General features: G+C 69.5%; 18 protein-coding genes, 1 pseudogene and 1 riboswitch. Of the genes and pseudogenes, 10 read left to right on the forward strand and 9 right to left on the reverse strand.

The annotated features are described in order from the left end of the window. Positions 1 to 90 precede the first annotated feature (90 nt). On the reverse strand, positions 91 to 477 hold the full coding sequence (locus ACBJ59_RS55175; protein WP_364124846.1) for an ATP-binding protein: 387 nt from the start codon (positions 475 to 477) through the stop codon (positions 91 to 93). A gap of 219 nt (positions 478 to 696) precedes the next feature. Continuing rightward, the gene (gene purS / locus ACBJ59_RS55180; protein WP_375117995.1) at positions 697 to 942 is read right to left on the reverse strand and encodes a phosphoribosylformylglycinamidine synthase subunit PurS; all 246 of its coding nucleotides are present in this window, start codon (positions 940 to 942) and stop codon (positions 697 to 699) included. A gap of 222 nt (positions 943 to 1,164) precedes the next feature. Between purS and pdhA the strand changes: the two genes are divergently transcribed. The 4 genes from pdhA (at position 1,165) to ACBJ59_RS55200 (ending at position 5,195) form a co-directional block, all read left to right on the forward strand. Next, positions 1,165 to 2,256 (forward strand): pyruvate dehydrogenase (acetyl-transferring) E1 component subunit alpha, encoded by a 1,092-nt coding sequence (gene pdhA, locus ACBJ59_RS55185; RefSeq protein ID WP_375117996.1) that lies wholly within the window; start codon positions 1,165 to 1,167, stop codon positions 2,254 to 2,256. Next, entirely contained in the window at positions 2,253 to 3,233 is a 981-nt protein-coding gene (locus ACBJ59_RS55190) for an alpha-ketoacid dehydrogenase subunit beta (RefSeq protein ID WP_375117997.1), read from the forward strand. The genes pdhA and ACBJ59_RS55190 overlap by 4 nt, the downstream gene beginning before the upstream one ends. Positions 3,234 to 3,243: 10 nt before the next feature. Then, the gene (locus ACBJ59_RS55195; RefSeq protein ID WP_375117998.1) at positions 3,244 to 4,770 is read left to right on the forward strand and encodes a dihydrolipoamide acetyltransferase family protein; all 1,527 of its coding nucleotides are present in this window, start codon (positions 3,244 to 3,246) and stop codon (positions 4,768 to 4,770) included. Between the two features lie 131 nt (positions 4,771 to 4,901). After that, positions 4,902 to 5,195 carry a Dabb family protein gene (locus ACBJ59_RS55200; protein WP_375117999.1) on the forward strand — a complete coding sequence of 98 codons (294 nt, stop codon included), beginning with the start codon at positions 4,902 to 4,904 and terminating at the stop codon, positions 5,193 to 5,195. On the opposite strand, the gene ACBJ59_RS55205 is transcribed toward ACBJ59_RS55200, so the two are convergent. The 3 genes from ACBJ59_RS55205 to ACBJ59_RS55215 all read right to left on the reverse strand — a co-directional run bounded on the left by ACBJ59_RS55205 (position 5,192) and on the right by ACBJ59_RS55215 (position 8,356). Continuing rightward, positions 5,192 to 5,455, reverse strand: a complete 264-nt coding sequence (locus ACBJ59_RS55205) for a hypothetical protein (RefSeq protein WP_375118000.1) — start codon at positions 5,453 to 5,455, stop codon at positions 5,192 to 5,194. The two genes, ACBJ59_RS55200 and ACBJ59_RS55205, sit on opposite strands and share 4 nt — an antisense overlap. A gap of 32 nt (positions 5,456 to 5,487) precedes the next feature. Further along, complete coding sequence (locus ACBJ59_RS55210) at positions 5,488 to 6,426, reverse strand: MBL fold metallo-hydrolase (RefSeq protein ID WP_375118001.1); 939 nt, start codon at positions 6,424 to 6,426, stop codon at positions 5,488 to 5,490. Between the two features lie 124 nt (positions 6,427 to 6,550). Then, a complete protein-coding gene (locus ACBJ59_RS55215; RefSeq protein ID WP_375118002.1) occupies positions 6,551 to 8,356 on the reverse strand; it encodes an acyl-CoA dehydrogenase in 1,806 nt (601 codons plus the stop codon). Positions 8,357 to 8,458: 102 nt separating this feature from the next. On the opposite strand from ACBJ59_RS55215, the gene ACBJ59_RS55220 reads away from it, so the two are divergent. The 3 genes from ACBJ59_RS55220 to ACBJ59_RS55230 all read left to right on the forward strand — a co-directional run bounded on the left by ACBJ59_RS55220 (position 8,459) and on the right by ACBJ59_RS55230 (position 10,106). Then, positions 8,459 to 9,256: a class I SAM-dependent methyltransferase gene (locus ACBJ59_RS55220; protein ID WP_375118003.1), complete on the forward strand. Its 798-nt coding sequence runs from the start codon at positions 8,459 to 8,461 to the stop codon at positions 9,254 to 9,256. A gap of 25 nt (positions 9,257 to 9,281) precedes the next feature. Next, positions 9,282 to 9,342, forward strand: a riboswitch (guanidine-III (ykkC-III) riboswitch). 30 nt (positions 9,343 to 9,372) lie between these two features. Further along, a complete protein-coding gene (locus ACBJ59_RS55225) occupies positions 9,373 to 9,687 on the forward strand; it encodes a DMT family transporter (RefSeq protein WP_375118004.1) in 315 nt (104 codons plus the stop codon). 32 nt (positions 9,688 to 9,719) lie between these two features. Then, entirely contained in the window at positions 9,720 to 10,106 is a 387-nt protein-coding gene (locus ACBJ59_RS55230) for a VOC family protein (RefSeq protein WP_364124418.1), read from the forward strand. A gap of 7 nt (positions 10,107 to 10,113) precedes the next feature. On the opposite strand, the gene ACBJ59_RS55235 is transcribed toward ACBJ59_RS55230, so the two are convergent. Then, complete coding sequence (locus ACBJ59_RS55235) at positions 10,114 to 10,563, reverse strand: hypothetical protein (protein WP_375118005.1); 450 nt, start codon at positions 10,561 to 10,563, stop codon at positions 10,114 to 10,116. 75 nt (positions 10,564 to 10,638) lie between these two features. Here ACBJ59_RS55235 and ACBJ59_RS55240 point away from each other — a divergent pair. Together ACBJ59_RS55240 and ACBJ59_RS55245 are read left to right on the forward strand one after the other, a co-directional pair. Continuing rightward, positions 10,639 to 11,052 (forward strand): annotated as a pseudogene (locus ACBJ59_RS55240) (GNAT family N-acetyltransferase); the annotation flags it as partial. A 42-nt stretch (positions 11,053 to 11,094) separates the two neighbouring features. Then, a complete protein-coding gene (locus ACBJ59_RS55245) occupies positions 11,095 to 11,562 on the forward strand; it encodes a GNAT family N-acetyltransferase (protein ID WP_375118012.1) in 468 nt (155 codons plus the stop codon). 41 nt (positions 11,563 to 11,603) lie between these two features. On the opposite strand, the gene ACBJ59_RS55250 is transcribed toward ACBJ59_RS55245, so the two are convergent. Then, entirely contained in the window at positions 11,604 to 13,616 is a 2,013-nt protein-coding gene (locus tag ACBJ59_RS55250) for a molybdopterin-dependent oxidoreductase (RefSeq protein WP_375118006.1), read from the reverse strand. A gap of 215 nt (positions 13,617 to 13,831) precedes the next feature. Between ACBJ59_RS55250 and ACBJ59_RS55255 the strand changes: the two genes are divergently transcribed. After that, on the forward strand, positions 13,832 to 16,207 hold the full coding sequence (locus ACBJ59_RS55255) for a YbhN family protein (protein WP_375118007.1): 2,376 nt from the start codon (positions 13,832 to 13,834) through the stop codon (positions 16,205 to 16,207). Here ACBJ59_RS55255 and mgrA read toward each other — a convergent pair. Together mgrA and ACBJ59_RS55265 are read right to left on the reverse strand one after the other, a co-directional pair. After that, entirely contained in the window at positions 16,176 to 17,174 is a 999-nt protein-coding gene (gene mgrA / locus ACBJ59_RS55260) for an L-glyceraldehyde 3-phosphate reductase (protein WP_375118008.1), read from the reverse strand. The two genes, ACBJ59_RS55255 and mgrA, sit on opposite strands and share 32 nt — an antisense overlap. Further along, entirely contained in the window at positions 17,171 to 19,261 is a 2,091-nt protein-coding gene (locus ACBJ59_RS55265) for a S9 family peptidase (protein ID WP_375118009.1), read from the reverse strand. The genes mgrA and ACBJ59_RS55265 overlap by 4 nt, the downstream gene beginning before the upstream one ends. Positions 19,262 to 19,669: the final 408 nt, after the last annotated feature.

Raw genomic sequence — 19,669 nt, forward strand, 5'->3', positions numbered from 1 at the left:
GGGGTGGACGGCGGTGTAATCAGGTTATCGGGTGCTCACACATGGTCCGCATCGGCCCGGAGCAGCGCAGCCGCCGATCGAACGACCAGGTCAGACCGCGGCGAGCTCGCGGGGACGGGCCTCGGCGCCGTCGTCCCAGGCGAGCAGCTTGCGCAGGTGGACCGTGGTGCCGCGGCCGGGCGTGACGCCGAAGGAGATCTCGTCGACCACGGAGCGCATGATCAGCAGGCCGCGGCCGTTCTCGGTGTCGGGAGGGGGGAAGTGCGGTGGCATCGACGGGACGCCGTCACCGTTGTCCGCGACGCGCACGTCGCACTGGCCGGACCCGATCGCCGCCGTAACCTCGTAGCGGTTGGCCGGCCCTCCATGCCGGACCGCATTGGAACACGCCTCGGACACGGCGAGGAGCATGTCGGAGATGCAGGTCTCGCTCACGTTGAGTGAACGCATGGCATCACCAAGCACTCGCCTGACCATCGGTATGCCGATCGCATCCCGGGGCAGTGCCAACGAGAACTCAATATCCACCGGACTCCTCCGGGCGCCAGAATGTCACCTGGAGTAGGTTTCCCTGAGAAATCGGGGCTAACCGCAAAATCACGTTGTTGTTATTTAGTGTTGGCACGCCCGTGGCATTGTGGCACGTCGGAACCTCACTTTAACCGCCCCAGGGGAAAACAGGGCGCCAAATGTGACTTAGCCCTCAACCCGGACGCTGTAGTCCTCGATCACGGTGTTGGCGAGCAGCGTCTCGGCGATCTTGCGGACCTCGTCCAGCGCCGCATCGTCGGCCGGACCGTCGATCTCGACCTCGAAGCGCTTGCCCTGACGCACGGCCGAGACGCCGGAGAAGCCGAGCCTGGGCAGCGCCCTGGCGATCGCCTGGCCCTGCGGATCGAGGATCTCGGGCTTCAACATGACGTCCACGATGACGCGGGCCACTGCGTTCCTCCTGGGAGCGGTGGGTGAATGGGAAGCACAGCCTACCGGCGCGTGTGGCTGCGAACACAACGGGAACGGGGAGGACATGGGGCTTGCGCACAGGGCTGTGACGTCTGCCACGATGGCCCCAAACGCTGACGAACCTCCACCTCCCGGTTCGTCGCAAGGCAGGCCGGCCACGTGGCAACCCCATCGACACCGGCCCCGACCAGCAGGAGTGGCATGACCATCGACGCCTCTCGCGGTGCGGACGCACCCCCGGAGCTCGTCCAGCTGCTCACCCCGGAGGGCGAGCGGGTCGAGCATCCCGACTACGACATAGACCTGACCCCGGAGGAGATCCGGTCGCTCTACCGCGACCTGATGCTCGTCCGGCGCATCGACCTGGAGGCGGTGGCGCTGCAGCGGCAGGGCGAGCTGGGCATCTGGGCCTCGCTGCTGGGCCAGGAGGCGGCCCAGATCGGCTCGGGCCGCGCGCTGACCGACTCCGACATGGCCTTCCCGACCTATCGCGAGCACGGCGTGGCGTGGTGCAGGGACGTGGACCCGGTGAAGCTGCTGGGCCTGTTCAGAGGGGTCAACCACGGCGGGTGGGACCCCAAGGAGCACAACTTCCACCTGTACACGATCGTGATCGGCAGCCAGACCCTCCACGCGGTCGGCTACGCGATGGGCATCCAGCGCGACGACGCCAGCGCCGCCACCATCGTCTACTTCGGCGACGGCGCCACCTCCCAGGGTGACGTCAACGAGTCGTTCATCTGGGCCAGCGTCTTCAACGCCCCCATCGTGTTCTTCTGCCAGAACAACCAGTGGGCCATCTCCGAGCCGCTGGAGAAGCAGACCCGCATCCCGCTCTACCGCCGGGCCTCCGGCTTCGGGTTCCCCGGGATCAGGGTCGACGGCAACGACGTGTTCGCCTGCCTGGCGGTGACGCGCAAGGCGCTCGAAGCCGCCCGCACCGGGCAGGGCCCGACGCTCATCGAGGCGTACACGTACCGGATGGGCGCCCACACCACGACCGACGACCCCACGCGCTACCGGGTGGCCAGCGAGCTGGAGGCGTGGAAGCTCAAGGACCCGATCGAGCGGGTCAAGTCGTTCCTGTTCAAGAACGAGCAGGCCGACCAGGCGTTCTTCGACTCGGTGGACGCCGAGGCCGACCAGCTCGGCGCCGACCTGCGCCGGCGCTGCCTGGCCATGCCCGACCCCGAGCCGCTCGACATCTTCGACCACGTCTACAGCGAGCCCCACGCCCTGATCGACCAGGAGCGCGCCCAGTTCGCCGCGTACTTGGAGGGGTTCGAGAAGTGACCGTTCTCAGCTTGTCAAAGGCACTGAACGAAGGCATGCGCAAGGCCATGGAGGACGACCCCAAGGTCCTCATCATGGGCGAGGACGTCGGCAAGCTGGGCGGCGTGTTCCGGGTCACCGACGGCCTGCAGAAGGACTTCGGCGAGGACCGCGTCATCGACACGCCGCTGGCCGAGTCGGGCATCATCGGCACCGCGATCGGGCTGGCGCTGCGCGGCTACCGGCCGGTGTGCGAGATCCAGTTCGACGGGTTCGTCTTCCCGGCGGCCGACCAGATCATCACCCAGCTGGCCAAGATGCCGATGCGCTCGCTCGGCGCGATCAAGCTGCCCGTCGTCGTACGCATCCCGTGCGGCGGCGGCATCGGGGCGGTCGAGCACCACAGCGAGTCGCCGGAGGCGTACTTCACCCACACGGCCGGCCTGCGCGTCGTCGCCTGCTCCAACCCGGCCGACGCGTACACCATGATCCAGCAGGCCATCCGCAGCGACGACCCGGTGATCTTCTTCGAGCCCAAGCGCCGCTACTGGGAGAAGGCCGACATCGACACCGCCTCCACCGACTGGTGGTCGCCGCTGCACGCCGCCAAGGTGGTGCGGCCGGGGAGCGACGTCACGCTGCTGGCCTACGGGCCCATGGTCAAGACCTGCCTGGAGGCCGCCGCGGCCGCCGAGGACGACGGGCGCTCGCTGGAGGTCATCGACCTGCGCTCGCTCAACCCGCTGGACGAGCCGGTCGTCATGGAGTCCGTGCGCCGCACCGGGCGGGTCGTGGTCGTGCACGAGGCGCCCGTCAACAGCGGCTTCGGCGCCGAGCTCGCGGCCAGGATCACCGAGCAGTGCTTCTACCACCTGGAGTCGCCCGTGCTGCGGACCGGCGGCTTCTCCACCCCCTACCCGCCGTCGAAGCTGGAGGAGCACTACCTGCCCGACCTGGACCGGGTGCTCGACGCCGTCGACCGGACCTTCGGATACTGAGGGGTTGTCAATGCGACGCGAGTTCAAGCTCCCGGACGTCGGCGAGGGCCTGACGGAGGCGGAGATCGTCCGCTGGCACGTCAAGGCCGGTGACGACGTCAAGGTCAACCAGATCGTGGTGGAGATCGAGACGGCCAAGTCGATCGTCGAGCTGCCGATCCCGTGGGACGGCGTGGTGGCGGGCCTGATGGCCGAGGAGGGCCAGACGGTCGACGTCGGTGCCCCGATCATCGCCGTCGACACCACCGAGCCCGGCGAAACCCCCGGCCCGACCGGCGCTGCCCCGGCCGCCACCACTCCGGCCGCCACCACTCCGGCCGTCACCGCCCCGGCCGCCGTTTCAGGCGCCGGGGCCGAGAGCGGTGCCGCGGGCAGGCTGGAGGCCCTGGCGGACGACATGGTCCCGAAGCCGCCGGCGGAGGGCGCGGTCGAGCCCGGCGCCCACGGCAGCCCGGCGCCCAAGGAGCAACGCCAGGCGGTCCTGGTCGGCTACGGCGTCAAGACCGGCGCCACCAAACGCCGCCCCCGCAGGCAACCGTCCCCCGGCGTCCCGGCCAACCCGGTCGCCAACCCCTCTCGGGTGGAGGTGGACGGCCCTCCGGTCCCCGAACCGGCCCCGGCCCCGACCCCCGAACCGGCACCGGCACCGGCGGCTCCGTTGCCCAGCCGGGTGGCCGTCCTGGCCAAGCCCCCGGTCCGCAAGCTGGCCAAGGACCTGGGCGTCGACCTGACCGCCGTCACCGGCACGGGCCCGCAGGGCTCGATCACCCGCGAGGACATCCAGGCGGCAGCCCAGGCCCCCGCGCAGGCCCCCGTGGCGGCTCCGCAGCCGCGGGAGCGGGAAGAGCGCATCCCCGTCAAGGGCGTACGCAAGATGACCGCCCAAGCCATGGTCACCAGCGCCTTCACCGCCCCCCACGCCACCGAGTTCCTCCAGGTGGACATGACCGGCACCATGGACGCGGTGCGCCGCCTGCGGGCGCTCCCCGACTTCGCCGAGGTCAAGGTCTCTCCGCTGCTCCTGGTGGCCAGGGCCGTCCTGACCGCGGTCGGGCGGCATCCGATGATCAACTCCTCCTGGGACGAGGCGGCCCAGGAGATCGTGGTCAAGCACTACGTGAACCTGGGCATCGCCGCCGCCACTCCGCGCGGCCTGGTGGTGCCCAACGTCAAGGACGCGCACGCCCTGTCGCTCCCCGACCTGGCCAGGCAGCTGGCCCAGCTCGCGGAGACGGCCCGGGCGGGCCGTACGCAACCGGCGGAGATGTCCGGCGGCACCATCACCATCACCAACGTCGGCGTGTTCGGCGTGGACGGCGGCACCCCGATCCTGAACCCCGGCGAGTCGGCCATCCTCGCCTTCGGCCAGGTCAGGGACATGCCGTGGGTGGTGGACGGCGAGCTGGCGGTCCGCAAGGTGACGACCCTGTCGCTCTCCTTCGACCACCGGATCGTGGACGGCGAGCTGGGCTCGCTGTTCCTGCGCGACGTGGGCGCCATGCTGGAGGACCCCATCCGCATGCTCGCCTGGAGCTGATCCCCGAACCGGGTACGGCGACCGCCGGGAGGACCCCTCCCCCGGCGATCGCCGTACGGTGGGGACGCCCGCACCCCGATCACGTCAGAGTGCGCGAGGCCCGGATCAGATACATCGATAAAGTGACTCGCATGATTCGCCACATCGTGCTGTTCACCTGGACCGAGGACGCGACCGACGAGCAGAAGGCCGCGGTGACGGCCGAGCTGCGCAAACTGCCGGGTCTCATCCCGCAGCTGCGCTCCTACACGGTGGGCCCCGACGCGCTCATCAACCAGGGCAACCACGACTACGGCGTGGTTGCGGACTTCGACAGCCTCGACGACTACCTCGTCTACCGCGACCACCCCGACCACCAGGCAGTGATCGCCCAGCACATCAAGCCGATCCTCGCGACCCGCGCCGCCGTGCAGCTGAGCCTCTAGAGGTCAGGCGGGTTGTTCTCGCGGTGCATCAGTCTGTGGTCGGACGTCTGGCCCCGCCTCGGGGCCAGCACGATGCTCAGCACCACTCCCACGCCGCCGACGATCATGAAGATGACGCCCACGACGTCCATGTGAACGCTCTGACCGAACACGTCGGGTTCGATGGCGAACCTCAGGATGGCGCCGAGCGTGAGGAAGAAGATGCTGACCCCGACACCCATGACGACCTCCAGGCAAACGGCGAGTACAGCCTCGGTCATACCCGACTATCGTTGATCACACCCGTCGCATCTCAGGCGAGACACGACAAGGGCTTCCCGTCGTTGTAGGTGATCATGTCCAGCACGGCGGTGACCAGGTCGATCGGCGCGCCGAGGGGCTGCCCGTCGAGTTCGGCGTAGGCGCGGTGCAGGTTGCCCACGATGCGCTCGGCGTCCAGCAGCCCCGCCCACTCGCCCAGGTCCGTCTCCCTGGCCGTCTCCAGCGGCGTCAGCCCCGCCTCCTTGCCCCGCCGGGCGGTCTCCTGCACGAAGCGCAGATAGCCCTCGACCGGTTCGTACGCCTCCGGCCCGCACACCTCGCCGTGCCCCGGCACGATGGTCTCCGCCCCCAGCTCCCTGAGCTGTTCGACCGCCCGCAGCGCACCGGCCACCGAGCCCATCAGCACGAACGGCGTCCCGCCGTTGAAGACGAGGTCACCCGAGAACAGCAGCCGCCGCTCCGGGATCCACACGTAGGAGTCGTTGGTCGTGTGCGCGGCGTGCCCGACGTGCCTGACCTCGCAGCGCAGGTCGTCGGAGTGCAGGGTGACCCGGTCGGTGAAGGTGAGGAACGGCGGCGCGATCTCCATCTTCCCCCACTCGACCTCGGGCGACCACGCGGCGCGGTAGGCGGGGACGCCGTCGGCGATGATCTGCTCGCGTACGCCCTCGTGCCCGACGATCGTGGCCTCGGGGAACAGCCAGTTGCCGAACGTGTGGTCCCCGTGGTGGTGGGTGTTGACCAAAGTGGTGATCGGCCGGTCGCTGACCTTGCCGATGGCCTCGCGGAAGGCCCGCGTGCGGCGCTCGGTCGAGCAGGCGTCGACGACGACGACGCCGCGCCGGCCCGCCAGGAAGCCGGTGTTATTGATCCACCAGCTCCCGTCAGGCTGGAGATATGCGTACACGCCGTCCGACACCTCCTCGATGCGCGGAGGAGGCAGGGGATGGTCATGTGAAGACGAACTCATGGCCGGGACGTTACCCGCCCCCGGATCCGGTGACTGTGTCCGGGCCGACACAACGACGGCCGGGCCCCGCACGGATGCGGGCGCCCGGCCGGTGTGACTGCCGCGGGTGGCAGAGGGGGTGGTCCTAGAAGGCTTCCTCGGGGAGCTCCATGAGCTCCTGGCCGGTGGAGGCGAGCACGCGCCGCTCGGCGGACAGCCGGGGAAGCACGGTCTTGGCGAAGAACGAGGCGGCGGCGACCTTGCCCAGGTAGAACGGGTCCTCGTCCTCGGTCAGCTTGGCCAGGGCCACCTCGGCCTGGCGCAGCAGCAGCCAGCCGATGACCAGGTCGCCCAGCGAGAGCAGGAACCTGGTGGTGTTCAGGCCGACCTTGTAGACCTCCTGGGGCACCTCCAGCGAGCCGAGCGCCCAGCCCGCCATCGTGTCGCCCATGGCCTTGACCTCGGCGGCGGCCTCGGTGAGCAGCTTGCGCTCCTCCTTGAGCCGGCCGTTGCCCGCCTCGGAGCCGGCGAACTCGTTGATCTCGGCCAGCAGCGAGCCGACCGCCGCGCCCTGGTTGCGCAGGATCTTCCGGAAGAACAGGTCGAGGCCCTGGATCGCGGTCGTGCCCTCGTACAGGGAGTCGATCTTGGCGTCCCGGATGTACTGCTCGATCGGGTACTCCTGCAGGTAGCCGGAGCCCCCCAGCGTCTGCAGGGAGCGGGAGAGCAGCTCGTACGACCGCTCCGACCCGACGCCCTTCACGATGGGCAGCAGCAGGTCGTTCATCTGCTGGGCGTGCCGGTCGTCCGGGTCGATGAGCAGGGTGTCCTGGAACGTGGCCGTGTAGAGCACCAGCGCCCGCATGCCCTCGGCGTACGCCTTCTGCAGCATGAGCTCGCGCCGCACGTCCGGGTGGTGGGTCACGGTCACCCGGGGAGCGGTCTTGTCGGTCATCCTCGTCAGGTCGGCGCCCTGCACGCGGGCCTTGGCGTACTCCAGGGCGTTCAGGTAGCCGGTGGAGAGCGTGGCGATGGCCTTGGTGCCGACCATCATGCGGGCGTGCTCGATCACCATGAACATCTGCTTGATGCCCTCGTGCGCGTCGCCGACCAGCCAGCCGATCGCCGGGTGCTTGTCGCCGAAGGTCAGCTCGCAGGTCGTGGAGACCTTCAGGCCCATCTTCTTCTCGACGTTGGTGACGTAGACGCCGTTGCGCTCGCCGAGCGCGCCGGTCTCGAGGTCCACGTGGTACTTCGGCACCAGGAACATCGACAGCCCCTTGGTGCCGGCGCCGTGGCCCTCGGGCCGGGCCAGCACGAGGTGGAAGATGTTGTCGGACATGTCGTGCTCGGCGCTGGTGATGAAGCGCTTGACGCCCTCGATGTGCCAGGTGCCGTCGGGCTGCTGGACCGCCTTCGTCCGCCCGGCGCCCACGTCGGAGCCCGCGTCGGGCTCGGTGAGGACCATGGTGGCGCCCCAGTTGTGCTCGATGGCCAGCTCGGCGAAGCGCTTCTGCTCCGGCGTGCCCACCTTCCACAGGGTGTAGGCGAAGTTGGGGCCCGCGGCGTACATGTAGAGCGCCGGGTTCGCGCCGAGCACCATCTCGGCCGTGGCCCAGGCCAGGCTTCGCGGGATGCCCGGGCCGCCCAGCTCGGCGGGCAGGTCGAGGTGCGCCCAGCCGCCCTCCACCAGCGCCTTGTAGGACTTCTTGAAACCTTCGGGGACCTTCACGGAGCCGGTGGCCGCGTCGAACACGGGCGGGTGCCTGTCGCCCTCTTCGAAGGAGTCGGCGAGCACGCCGGTGGAGAGCCGGCTCATCTCGTCCAGAACGCTGCGGGCGACATCCTCGTCCACTTCGGCGAATGGCCCTGTGCCGAGGATCTCGCGTCTCCCGAACACCTCGAAAAGGTTGAATTCCAGGTCACGCACGTTGCTCTTGTAGTGGCCCATGGGCGTCGATCTCCTTGAACCGAGGCTTCTGTACTGGTGAGTAACCTTACTCTGAAATGCTACCCGCGGGTAACCCAGGCTATGCATGGCATGCTCGTCTCCATGGACGCCGAAGAACTCGCCGCACGATGGCGAGAGCGACTGGAATCCTGGGCGATTCCGGACGAGATCCTGGCCAAGGCTCCCGTGGACCCGTGGAGTCATTCGCCCGAAAGGTTCGGCACCCGTACCGACAGGGCGCTGACCGAGCCTGACGACGGACCGACCATGACCCGCCTGTCCGAGGGCCTTCCCCACAAGGGCACGCTGCTCGACGTGGGCTCCGGCCCGGGGGCCGCGTCCCTGCCGCTGCACGGGCGCATCGGGCATCTCTACGCGGTGGACACCTCGGCCTCCATGCTGGAGGGGCTGACGGCCCGGGCGGAGAAGCTGGGCGTGCCGGTGACGACGGTCGTGGGCCGCTGGCCCGACGTGTCCGACCAGGTCCCGATGGCCGACGCGGCCGTGGCGGCGCACGTGGTCTACAACGTGCCCGACCTGGCCGACTTCCTGCGCGCGCTCGACGCCCGTACGCAGGGCAGGGTGGTCCTGGAGTTGCCGCACCGCCATCCCATGAGCTGGATGGCGCCCCTGTGGCAGCACTTCCACGGCGTGGACCGGCCGGTGCGGCCCATCGCGGAGGACTGCGTGGCGCTGGCGGCGGCGCTCGGGTTCGCGGTGCGGGTGGAGGAGAGGGAAGCCCCTCTGGAACGTTTCACGTCGCTGGAGGAGCTGGCCGCCAGCGCGTGCCGGCGGGTCTGCCTCGATCCCGCCAGGGCCGATGAGATGGCGGCGACGGTGCTGGAGCTCGGCATGTGGCCGGTGCCCCGTGACCGGTGGGTCACGATCTGGTGGGAATGATCGCTCTACCTGCGACGTTCACTCAGATGAGCTGAAAAGGCTCCCGGACGAGACGCGCCGTACCCGGAACGCCAAGACGACGCACCGTGTCAGTCTCGTCTTCAGGGAGTCGCATCGTGGCGTGGATCGTCCTTTTCCTGGCCGGCGTCTTCGAGGTCGCCATGGCCCTTTCGCTCAAGCTCAGCAACGGCTTCACCCATCTGTGGTGGGCCCTGTCGTTCCTGGTCACGGCCGTGCTGAGCTTCGGGCTGCTCTCGTACGCGCTCAAGTCGCTCGAGGTGGGCACCGCGTACGCCGTCTGGACCGGCGTCGGCGCGGCGGGCACCGCGATCCTGGGCATGATCGCCATGGGGGACGAGGTGTCGCTGCCCCGGCTCATCTCCATCGCCCTGATCCTGGCCGGCGTCATCGGGCTGCGAACACTGGCTTGACGCCTTTGGTGGTGTCGCGATTGGGTGGCCTCATGATCGAGATTCATGCCGTCACCATCGACGCCGCCGACCCCTACGAGATCGCCAGCTGGTGGAGCAAGGCCACGGGCCTGCCCCTGGGCGAGGGGGACCAACCGGGGGACGACGAGGTCATGCTGCGTACGAAGCAGGATCCGTTCCTGCTGTTCATCCGCGTGCCGGAGGGCAAGACCGTCAAGAACCGGGTGCACCTCGACGTGAACGGCACCGAGGGCAGGACTCGTGACCAGGAGGTCGAGCGGCTGGTCGGGCTGGGCGCGACGGTCTTCGACGATCTGCGCAAGCCCGACGGCACCGGCTGGGTCACCATGCTCGACCCCGAGGGCAACGAGTTCTGCGTCTGCAGGAGCCAGGCCGAGAGGGAGGCCACCGCGGGTTGATCGGGGGTCACTGGCCCGATCGCGCTCGTCCCTGCATCGTGAGCGTCAGGATGCCGGCGATCAGGTAGACGAGCGCGCCGTGCCACAGGGCGTCGAAGGCCGAGCCGAAGACGCCCTCGCCGTCGAGCACGAGCTGCACCGGATAGTCCAGCACGGCCGTGATGCCGGCCGGCAGGAGCGCGAACTTCCACGGATGCTTGAGCGACCAGAGCCGGGCCTGGCGGGTGACCCGGTCGCCCTCGTTCGGCTTGGAGACCGAACCGATGGCGGCGATCAGGGCGAACAGGCTGACGCCCAGGCCCAGGGCCCACACCAGGTCGCCGCCACCGGTGAGCACGCCCATGCCGAAGCTGGCGGCGGACACGACACCGCCGCCGATGGCGGCGGTCTTCCAAGGGGCGCCCCGGAGAGCGGCGCCGGACAGCGAGACCTCATCGCGTCGACTGATTTCGTTCATACCGTCATGCTGCCTTTTGTCCCACCCTGGGGGCATCGGGGACGGACCCTGAACTGTCCCTGACATGATTCGGACATGAGGGAAATCGACATTGTGCAGCTCGGTCCGGACGAAGGCGCGCGGCTGCGGGAGGTTCGCCTGCGCGCGTTGCGGGACTCGCCGGACGCGTTCGGGTCCTCGTACGGCCGCGAGGTCGAGTTCCCGCCCGAGAAGTGGGCGGAGCGGCTGGCGAACCCGGACGCGCGCTACTGGGTGGCCACGCGCGACGGCGCCGACGTGGGAATGGTGTGCATGATGCTGGAGGAGCCGCGGCACGCTCACGTGCTGTCCATGTGGGTCGCGCCCGAGGCCAGGGGCGCGGGCGTGGGCTCCCGGCTGGTGGACGCGGGCGTCGAGTGGGCCAGGAGCGCCGGCGCCGAGGAGGCCGGCCTCTGGGCCGTGGACCAGAACCACGCCGCCCGCGCCCTCTACGCGCGCAAGGGCTTCACGCCCAGCGGCAAGGTCATGGCCCTGCCGTCGAACCCCGCCCTCATGGAGTCCCACTACCTGCTGTCGCTGATCTTCCGGCCGGCGCGCAGGGAGGACGTGCCGGCCATCGTGGCGCTGCTGGCCGACGACCCCCTGGGCGCCGCGCGGGAGGGCGACCCGGGTGACGAGCGGTATCTGGCCGCGTTCGAGCGGATCGACGCCAACCCCGCCGACGAGCTGATCGTGGCCGAGGTCGACGGCAAGGTGGTGGGGACGATGCAGCTCACGTACCTCGCCGGGCTGTCGCGGCTGGGGGCCGAGCGGTGCCTGATCGAGGCCGTCCGGGTCGCCGCCTCGACCCGTGGGCAGGGGCTGGGCCGCAGGATGATCACGTGGGCGATCGGCCGGGCGCGGACGCGCGGCTGCGCGATGGTGCAGCTCACCTCCGACAAGTCCCGTACGGACGCGCACCGCTTCTACGACTCGCTCGGCTTCACCGACTCCCACGTGGGCTACAAGCTGGCCCTGTAGGCCGTCCCCGGGAGGATGCGCGGGCGGCGGGTGCGGGCCGGTCAGGGGGCGTACGGGGTGAGCTCCACCAGGTTGTCGTGGAAGGCGGGGCCCCGCCCCATGTCCGCGTCGCGCTCGGCCACGACGGCGTTCGGGTTGGCGCCGCCGGGGGTGAGCTTGGGCCAGTGGCCCTTCGTCGAGGCCACCACCCCGGCCGACACCCGGTCGCTGATCTCCACGTCGGCCAGGAACTCGCCGCCGTCGTTGCGCACGCGTACGCGCTGGCCGGCCACCAGCCCGCGGTCGGCCGCGTCGGCCGGGTTGACCAGCACCACCGGGCCCTTGGCGCGGCGCCGCAGCTCCGGGTTGTTGCCGAAGGTCGTGTTGAGGAACGTGTGCGAGGCGGGCGTGACCAGCGCCAGCGGGTACGGCGAGCGCCCCGCCGCGGCGGCCGTGTGCGGCGGCACGTACGCCTGCCCGGCCGGAGGGAAGCGCAGCCGCCCGGAACGCGTCGGGAAGCCCTCGGCGAACGGCGCGAAGGGGCGCGGGTAGTTCAGCCGTACCCAGCCCTCCTTGCGCAGCCGGTCCAGCGTGATGCCCTCCAGCGACGGGTGCCCGCTCGTCAGGAGCTGCTCGGCCAGCTCCAGGTCGGAGTCGAACAGCGACGGCTCCGTCATCCCCATGTGCGCCGCCAGCCGCCGGAACGTCTCCGTCGTGGACAGGCACTCGCCCGGAGGCTGCACGGCCTGCTCGTTCCACAGCAGGTAGAGGTGCCCGTAGCCGGCGTGCAGGTCGTGGTGCTCGGTCTGCATGGTCGCGGGCAGCACGATGTCGGCGTAGTCCACGGTGTCGGTCGGGAAGTGCTCCATGACCACCGTGAACAGGTCCTCGCGGGCCAGTTGCCGCTTGATGGCGTTGGAGTCGGGGGAGGAGCCGGCCGGGTTGGCCGCGTACACCCACAGGCACTTCACCGACTCGAGCTGCGAGGCGATCTTCGTCATGACCAGCGTGCGCACCGGCGCGGCCAGCAGGTCGTCGCGCCTGTCGACGTTGAGGTGCACGTGGTCGCTGGTGGAGAAGGCCATGCCACCGCCGGGGTGGCGCCAGTCGCCGGTGACGCCGGGGATCGCGGCGATCGTGCGCAGCGCGGCCCCGCCGCCCGCGTGCCGCTGGAGTCCGTGGGTGGCGCGCAGCGCGGTCGGGCGCGTGTGGGCGAGCCTCGTCCCCAGCCTGTGGACGGCCTCGGCCGGGATCCCGGTGATCTCCGCCACTCGCTCGACCGGGTGGCGCAGGATCTCCTCGCGGAATTCGGCCCAGCCCTCGGTGTGCTCGGCCAGGAACTCCTCGTCCTGCGCGTTCTCCGCCAGCACGACGTTGAGCAGCCCGAGCGCGAGCGCCCCGTCGGTGCCCGGCCTGATCGCCAGGTGCTCGTCGGCCTGGTCGGCGGTCCTGGTGCGGATCGGGTCGATGGCGACGACGTGCGCGCCGTTCGCGCGGGCGTCCTGGATGAACTTCCACAGGTGGTGCCCGCTGGTCAGCGTGTTCGTGCCCCAGAGCAGGATGAGCTTGGAGAGCGCGAAGTTCTCCGGATCCATGCCGGCCGCGGTGCCGTTCGTCCGCCGCAGGCCGCTGTTGCCGGCCGCCGAGCAGATGTTGAGCCAGTGCTTGGAGGCGCCCAGCAGGTTCCAGAACCGGCGACCGGCCACGCCCTCGCAGCCCTGCAGGTAGCCCAGCGTGCCGGTGCCCAGGTACGGCCAGATCGCCTCGCCGCCGTGCTCCTCGACGATGCCGCGCAGCCGTACGGAGATCTCGTCGAGCGCCTCTTCCCAGGTGATCCGCTCGAACTGGCCCGAGCCCTTCGGCCCGGTGCGGCGCATCGGGTGGAGGATGCGGTCGTCGGCGCGGGTGTGCTCCAGGTAGCGGTTGACCTTCACGCAGAGCGCGCCCCTGGTGTAGGGCTGGTCGGGGTTGCCGCGCATCTTGACGGCCCGGCCGTTCTCGACGGTCACCACCCATGAGCAGGTATCCGGGCAGTCCAGCGGACATGCCCCCAAAACCCTCAATTCACCCGACATGGGTCACAGCTTACGTCTACGCGTCTACAACAATTCGGAGGTGAACAGTGGGAACTCCAGCGTGTAGCCTGCCCGGTGCGACTACTGCGGGGACGATTGAGGACACTGGAAGTTAGAGATCGTACGGTCTCGGCCGGGAAGGTGCAGAATCGCTGTCGGTGGCCGATATCAGGGAACGAGATGACACGGAGGACCTCGCGGAGGGGGATCCAGCCGTGGCTGAGTCACGCGCGGAAACCGACGTCTACGTCGTAGAGCCGCTGCTGCCCCAGCGCCTGCGCCGTCCGTCCGACCTGTTGCGCTTCTTCGCCACGCTCATCGTGCTCGGCGCGGTCATCCTGCTCGCCCTGGTCGCCAAGCAGACGCTCATCGGGCTCGAGGCCGACGTCAAGGAGGGCGCGGAGCTCGTACCGCTGCTCAGCAGGATCGCCGCGTTCCTGGGCGGGGCGGCCGTGCTCATCGTGCCCGTGGCCTTCGCCGTCGAGCGGGTCTTCCACCGCGACGGGCTGCGCGTCGCCGAAGGGCTGATCGCCGCCATCGTGGGCATGGCCGGGTCGTTCCTGCTCGGGCAGTGGCTCGTCGCGGGCAACGTCGACGACCTGCGCGTGCTGCTCACCGGCGACAGGACGATCGAGCCGCTCAACACGCTGCTCACCTCGGTGATCGCGTACGCCACCGCCGTCCGCATCTCCCGCCGCCCCACCTGGCGGATGCTGATGTGGGCCACCATCGCGCTCTACATCCTGGCCTTCTTCTCCGGCCGCCAGATCACGATCCCCAGCGCCATCGTCACGGTCCTGGTGGGCATGGCCATCGGCTACGCCACCCTGTACGGCGTCGGCAGCCCCAACACCAGGCCGGCGGGCAGCGCCGTGGTGGCCGCGCTGCGCAAGCTGTCGTTCGCGCCGATCTCCGCCCGCCGCATCGAGGACGACCACCAGGGCAGCCGCCGCTACGCCATCGGGCTCAAGGACGGCTCCAGCCTCGACGTCACCGTGCTCGACCGCGACCGGCAGGTGGCCGGGCTGCCGTACCGGCTGTGGCGGCGCTTCCGGCTCAACTCCGAGACCAAGCGCCGGGCGATCAGGTCGCTGCGGGCCGAGCTCGAACGCGAGGCGCTCATGGCGTACGCGGCCCAGGCGGCCGGCGCCAGCACGCCGCGCCTGCTCGGCACCAGCGAGATCGGCACCGAGGCCGCGCTGCTCGCCTACGAGCACATCGAGACCCGCCCGCTCGACGAGGTGCCCGACGCCGAGATCGACGACGAGCTGCTCGCGCAGATCTGGGAGCAGGTCGAGCTGCTGCAGATCCAGCGCCTGGCGCACCGCAGGCTCACCGGCGACAGCATCCACCTCGACCGGTCGGGCCGGGTCGTGCTCACCGACGCGCGCAGCGGCGAGGTCGCCGCCGGAGACCTGCTCCTGCGGCTCGACGTCGCCCAGCTCCTCACCTACCTGTCACTGCGCGTGGGCCCCGAGCGCTCGGTGCGCGCCGCGGCGGCCGTGATGGGGCCCGACGCGCTGGCCGCCGCCATGCCGCTGCTCCAGCGCATCGCGCTGACCAGAGAGACCCGCGCGGCGCTGGCGAAGGCCAAGAACGTACTGCCGGGCATCCGCGAGCACATCGTCGCGCTCAAGCCGCAGAGCAAGGTCGAGGAGATCCGCCTCGAACGGTTCCGCCCGCGCACCCTGATCACGATCATCGCCAGCACGCTGGCCGCGTACATCGTGCTCTCCCAGCTCAGCCAGGTGGACGTCTACCACGTCCTCACCACGGCCAACTGGGCCTGGTCGGGGCTGGCGCTGGTGGCCTCGTTCGCCAGCTTCGTGGCGGCCGCGCTGATGCTGCGCGGCTTCGTGCCCGAGCACCTGCCGCTCTGGCGCACGGTGCTCGTGCAGTTCGCCTCCTCCTTCGTCAAGCTGGTCGCGCCCGCCGCGGTGGGCGGTGTCGCGATCAACACCCGCTACCTGCAGAAACGCGGCATCACGCCGGCCAGCGCGGTGGCCAGCGTGGGGGCCTCGCAGCTCATCATGCTGGTCTTCCACATCTCGCTGCTGGCGCTGTTCGCCTACATCACCGGCTCCAACACGGCCACCTCGTTCACGCCGTCGCGCGGGCTCGTCCTGGTGCTGCTCGCGGTCGCGGTGCTGGTCGTGGCGGTGCTCGGCGTGCCGCCGCTGCGCCGCCTGGTGACCTCGCGGCTGCGCAAGCTCTTCTCGAACGTGCTGCCCAGGCTGCTCGACGTGCTGCAGTCGCCGCGCAAGATGATCGAGGCGTCCTTCGGCACACTCATGATCACCCTCATGTTCGTGCTGTGCCTGGACGCCTGCATCGCCGCGTTCGGTTACGAGATCAGCTTCACCGCCGTGGCGGTCGTCTTCCTCACGGCCAACGCCATCGGCTCGGCCGCGCCCACACCGGGCGGTCTGGGCGCGGTCGAGCTGGCGCTGGTGGGCGGCCTGGTGCTGGCCGGGGTGCCCAAGGAACTGGCCACCTCGGCCGTGCTGTTGTACCGGCTGCTCACCTTCTGGCTGCCGGTGCTGCCCGGCTGGGCCGCCTTCACCTACCTCCAGCGGTCCGAAGCCCTGTGATCTTGTCTATGGCCTGCAGCTCGTCCTCGGTGAAGGCCGGGCCGTCCACGCACGCCACGTTGTCCTCCAGTTGCCTGACGCTGCTGGCCCCGATCAGCACGCTCGTCACCCGCGGATCCCTGAGCGTCCACGACAGCGCCATCTGGGCCAGCGTCTGCCCCCGGGCCCCGGCGATCTCGTTGAGGTCGCGCGCCAGCTCCCGGTCGATCTTGTCCTCGCTCAGGAATCTGCTGGTGGCCGCCCGCGAGTCGGCCGGCACCCCGTCGAGGTAACGGTCGGTCAGCAGCCCCTGCGCCAGCGGCGAGAACACGATGCAGCCCATCCCCGCCTCCTCCAGCGCGTCCAGCAGCCCGCCCTCGATCCACCGGTTGATCATGGAGTAGGACGGCTGGTGGATGAGCAGCGGGGTGCCCAGCTCGCGCATGATGCGCGCGGCCTGGGTGGTCTGCTCGGCCGAGTAGTTGGAGATGCCCGCGTACAGCGCCTTGCCCGAGCGCACCGCCCGGTCCAGCGCGCCCATGGTCTCCTCCAGCGGCGTCTCCGGGTCGGGACGGTGGCTGTAGAAGATGTCCACGTAGTCCAGGCCCATGCGCTGGAGCGACTGGTCGAGGCTGGCCAGGACGTATTTCCGCGAGCCCCACTCGCCGTACGGGCCGGGCCACATGTCGTAGCCGGCCTTGGTGGAGATGATCAGCTCGTCCCGGTACGGCAGGAAGTCCTCGCGCAGGATCCGGCCGAAGTTCCGCTCCGCCGAGCCGTACGGCACGCCGTAGTTGTTGGCCAGGTCGAAGTGCGTCACCCCGAGGTCGAACGCCCGGCGCAGGATCGTCCGGGAGTTCTCGATCGGCCGGTTGTCGCCGAAGTTGTGCCACAGGCCCAGCGACACCGCGGGGAGCTTGAGCCCGCTGCGCCCGCTGCGGTTGTACGGCTGGCGCTCGTAGCGCCCCTCGTCGGCCTGATATGTCATGACGTGCCCCTCTCAATGATCCAGGAGAGCGCGAATGCCTCTTCCCGCCAGGCGTCGTAACGCCCGCTGCGCCCGCCGTGCCCCGCGCCCATCTCCGTCTTCAGCAGGAACGGCCCGCCGCTCGCGGTCGCCCGCAGCCTGGCGATCCACTTCGCCGGCTCGTGGTAGAGCACGCGCGTGTCGTTCAGGCTCGTGATCGCCAGGATCGGCGGGTACGGCCGGCCGTCCACGTTCTCGTACGGTGAGTAGCTCTTCATATACGCGTATACGTCGGGGTTGTGCAGCGGGTCGCCCCACTCGTCCCATTCGATCACGGTCAGCGGGAGCGACGGATCGAGGATGGTGTTCAGCGCGTCCACGAACGGCACCTCGGCCACGACACCCGCGAACTCCTCCGGCGCCAGGTTCGCCACCGCGCCCATCAGCAGACCGCCAGCCGAGCCGCCCCTGGCGATGACCCGCTCGCTCCAGCCGGTCGCCTTCAGGTGCCTGGCCGCGGCCACGAAATCGGTGAACGTGTTGCGCTTCCTGGTGAGCTTGCCGTCCTCGTACCAGCGCCGGCCCATCTCACCGCCGCCCCGCACGTGCGCGACGGCGAACACGAACCCCCGGTCGAGCAGCGACAACCTCGGGACGGAGAACCCGGGGTCGATCGAGGTCTCGTAGCTGCCGTACCCGTACAGGACGGTCGGCGCGGGCTTCGCCGCGTCCTTGCGCTTGACGATGGACACGGGGATCTTCGTGCCGTCCTCGGCGACGGCCCACTCGCGGAACTGCTCGTAGTCGTTCGCGTCGTAGCCGCCCAGCACCGGCCGCTGCTTGAGCAGGATCAGCTCGTGGGTGTCCAGCTCGTAGTCGTACACGCTGGGCGGGGTGACCATGCTCGTGTACGCCAGCCGCAGCCGCCGGGTCGTGAACTCCGGGTTCCCGGCCGGGCCGACGTCGTAGAGCGGCTCGGGGAAGTCGATCTCGTACGCGTTCCGCTCCGACGCCTCGACCCGCTCGCGCCAGGTGTCCCCGGCGGAGCTGTAGGGGAGCACGCGCAGGCCGGTCAGGCCGTCGCGGCGGAAGTGCACGACAGCGTGGTCGGAGAACGCGTCGATCTCCAGGAGCCTGGTGTCGTCCCTGTGCGCGATCAGCGGGGTCCAGGAGGCCGGGTCGTCGAGCGGGGCGGTGGCCAGCTCGAAGTTCTCGGCGTTCTCGTTGTGGAGCACGTAGAAGAAGTCGCCCGCGTGCTCGACGCCGTACTCGACGCCGGTCGTCCTGGGACGGACCACCCGGAACTCGCCCGTGGGGTCGTTGGCGTCGAGGATGCGCACCTCGCTGGTGATCTTGCTGCCGGCGCCCAGCACGAGGTAGCGCTCGCTGCGGGTCAGCCCGATGCCCACCCAGTAACGCTCGTCGCTCTCCTCGTAGACCAGCACGTCCTCCTGGGTGCCGAGGGTGTGCCGGTAGACCTGGTAGGGACGCCAGGCGTCGTCGACGCGGGTGTAGAAGAACGCCGAGCCGTCGGCCGACCAGGCGCCTCCGTAGAAGATGTCGGCGATCTCGTCGGGGAGCAGCTCGCCCGTCTCAAGGTTCTTGAACCTCAGCGTGAAACGCTCGTCGCCCTTGAAGTCGGTCGAGTAGGCCAGCATCGTCCCGTCAGGGGTGACGGAGCTGGTGCCGATCGAGAAGAACGGGCTGTCGCCGGCGAGCTCGTTGCCGTCGAGGATCACCTGCTCCCGTTCGAGCCGCACGCCCGGGGTGATCTCCGGGGGCGCGTCGCTGTCAGCGGGGACACGGCAGGAGACCGCGTACTGCTTGCCCTCCTCGGTGCGGGTGAAGTACCACCACGCGCCCTTCCGGCTGGCCACCGACAGGTCGGTTTCCTGGGTGCGGCCCTTGATCTCCTGGAACACCTGCTCCTGGAGCTCGGAGAGGTGAGCGGTCTCCTGTTTGAGAAAGTCGTTCTCCGCCTCCAGATAGGCGGTGGTGTCTGGATCTTCCTTGTTGCTCAGCCAGGCGTACTCGTCGATGACGGTGTCGCCGTGATGGGTGCGCTCCGTAGGGACCTTCTTCGCCACTGGCGGCGTGTTACTGCTCACGGGGGGAGTCTATGTTCGGTCGTGATCGTTCTGTTGCCGGAGAACGCGGCGAAGCGGCACGAGAGGTCGGGAGCGCTGCTAATCTTTAGGAGCCGACGCGGTGCGGCGCAACCCTCCTCCTTCACTCCGGTGACTTTGGTGTGTTGTGGCGTGGTCGTCGGCAATCCCTTCAGACTCGCGGGTCCGGAGATCGATTCGCAGATCGGTCAACGTGCTGGTAAGTTAGAGGGGTTGTCCCCGAAAGGGGGCGCGGCTTAATTCCTGCAGGTCGAGCGGGTCCTGTCAATTTGACAGGGACTTGAACGGCTGAAAGAATTAAGACACAACGAACGAAGCACAACAAAACGAAATGAGCGCCTCCGAGCGGGGACCGCGTGAGTGGTTCTGGTGAGGGTGTACGCGTCCGTT

It is taken from the genome of Nonomuraea sp. MTCD27 (assembly GCF_041950495.1).
Taxonomy (GTDB): domain Bacteria; phylum Actinomycetota; class Actinomycetes; order Streptosporangiales; family Streptosporangiaceae; genus Nonomuraea.

Excerpts from the sequence above, each read along its gene's own strand:
- ACBJ59_RS55175 (WP_364124846.1), bottom strand. The coding sequence starts at position 477 with ATGGTCAGGCGAGTGCTTGGTGATGCCATGCGTTCACTCAACGTGAGC.
- pdhA (WP_375117996.1), top strand. The coding sequence starts at position 1,165 with ATGACCATCGACGCCTCTCGCGGTGCGGACGCACCCCCGGAGCTCGTC.
- ACBJ59_RS55195 (WP_375117998.1), top strand. The coding sequence starts at position 3,244 with ATGCGACGCGAGTTCAAGCTCCCGGACGTCGGCGAGGGCCTGACGGAG.
- ACBJ59_RS55200 (WP_375117999.1), top strand. The coding sequence starts at position 4,902 with ATGATTCGCCACATCGTGCTGTTCACCTGGACCGAGGACGCGACCGAC.
- ACBJ59_RS55205 (WP_375118000.1), bottom strand. The coding sequence starts at position 5,455 with ATGACCGAGGCTGTACTCGCCGTTTGCCTGGAGGTCGTCATGGGTGTC.
- ACBJ59_RS55210 (WP_375118001.1), bottom strand. The coding sequence starts at position 6,426 with ATGAGTTCGTCTTCACATGACCATCCCCTGCCTCCTCCGCGCATCGAG.
- ACBJ59_RS55215 (WP_375118002.1), bottom strand. The coding sequence starts at position 8,356 with ATGGGCCACTACAAGAGCAACGTGCGTGACCTGGAATTCAACCTTTTC.
- ACBJ59_RS55220 (WP_375118003.1), top strand. The coding sequence starts at position 8,459 with ATGGACGCCGAAGAACTCGCCGCACGATGGCGAGAGCGACTGGAATCC.
- ACBJ59_RS55230 (WP_364124418.1), top strand. The coding sequence starts at position 9,720 with ATGATCGAGATTCATGCCGTCACCATCGACGCCGCCGACCCCTACGAG.
- ACBJ59_RS55235 (WP_375118005.1), bottom strand. The coding sequence starts at position 10,563 with ATGAACGAAATCAGTCGACGCGATGAGGTCTCGCTGTCCGGCGCCGCT.
- ACBJ59_RS55245 (WP_375118012.1), top strand. The coding sequence starts at position 11,095 with ATGGAGTCCCACTACCTGCTGTCGCTGATCTTCCGGCCGGCGCGCAGG.
- ACBJ59_RS55250 (WP_375118006.1), bottom strand. The coding sequence starts at position 13,616 with ATGTCGGGTGAATTGAGGGTTTTGGGGGCATGTCCGCTGGACTGCCCG.
- mgrA (WP_375118008.1), bottom strand. The coding sequence starts at position 17,174 with ATGACATATCAGGCCGACGAGGGGCGCTACGAGCGCCAGCCGTACAAC.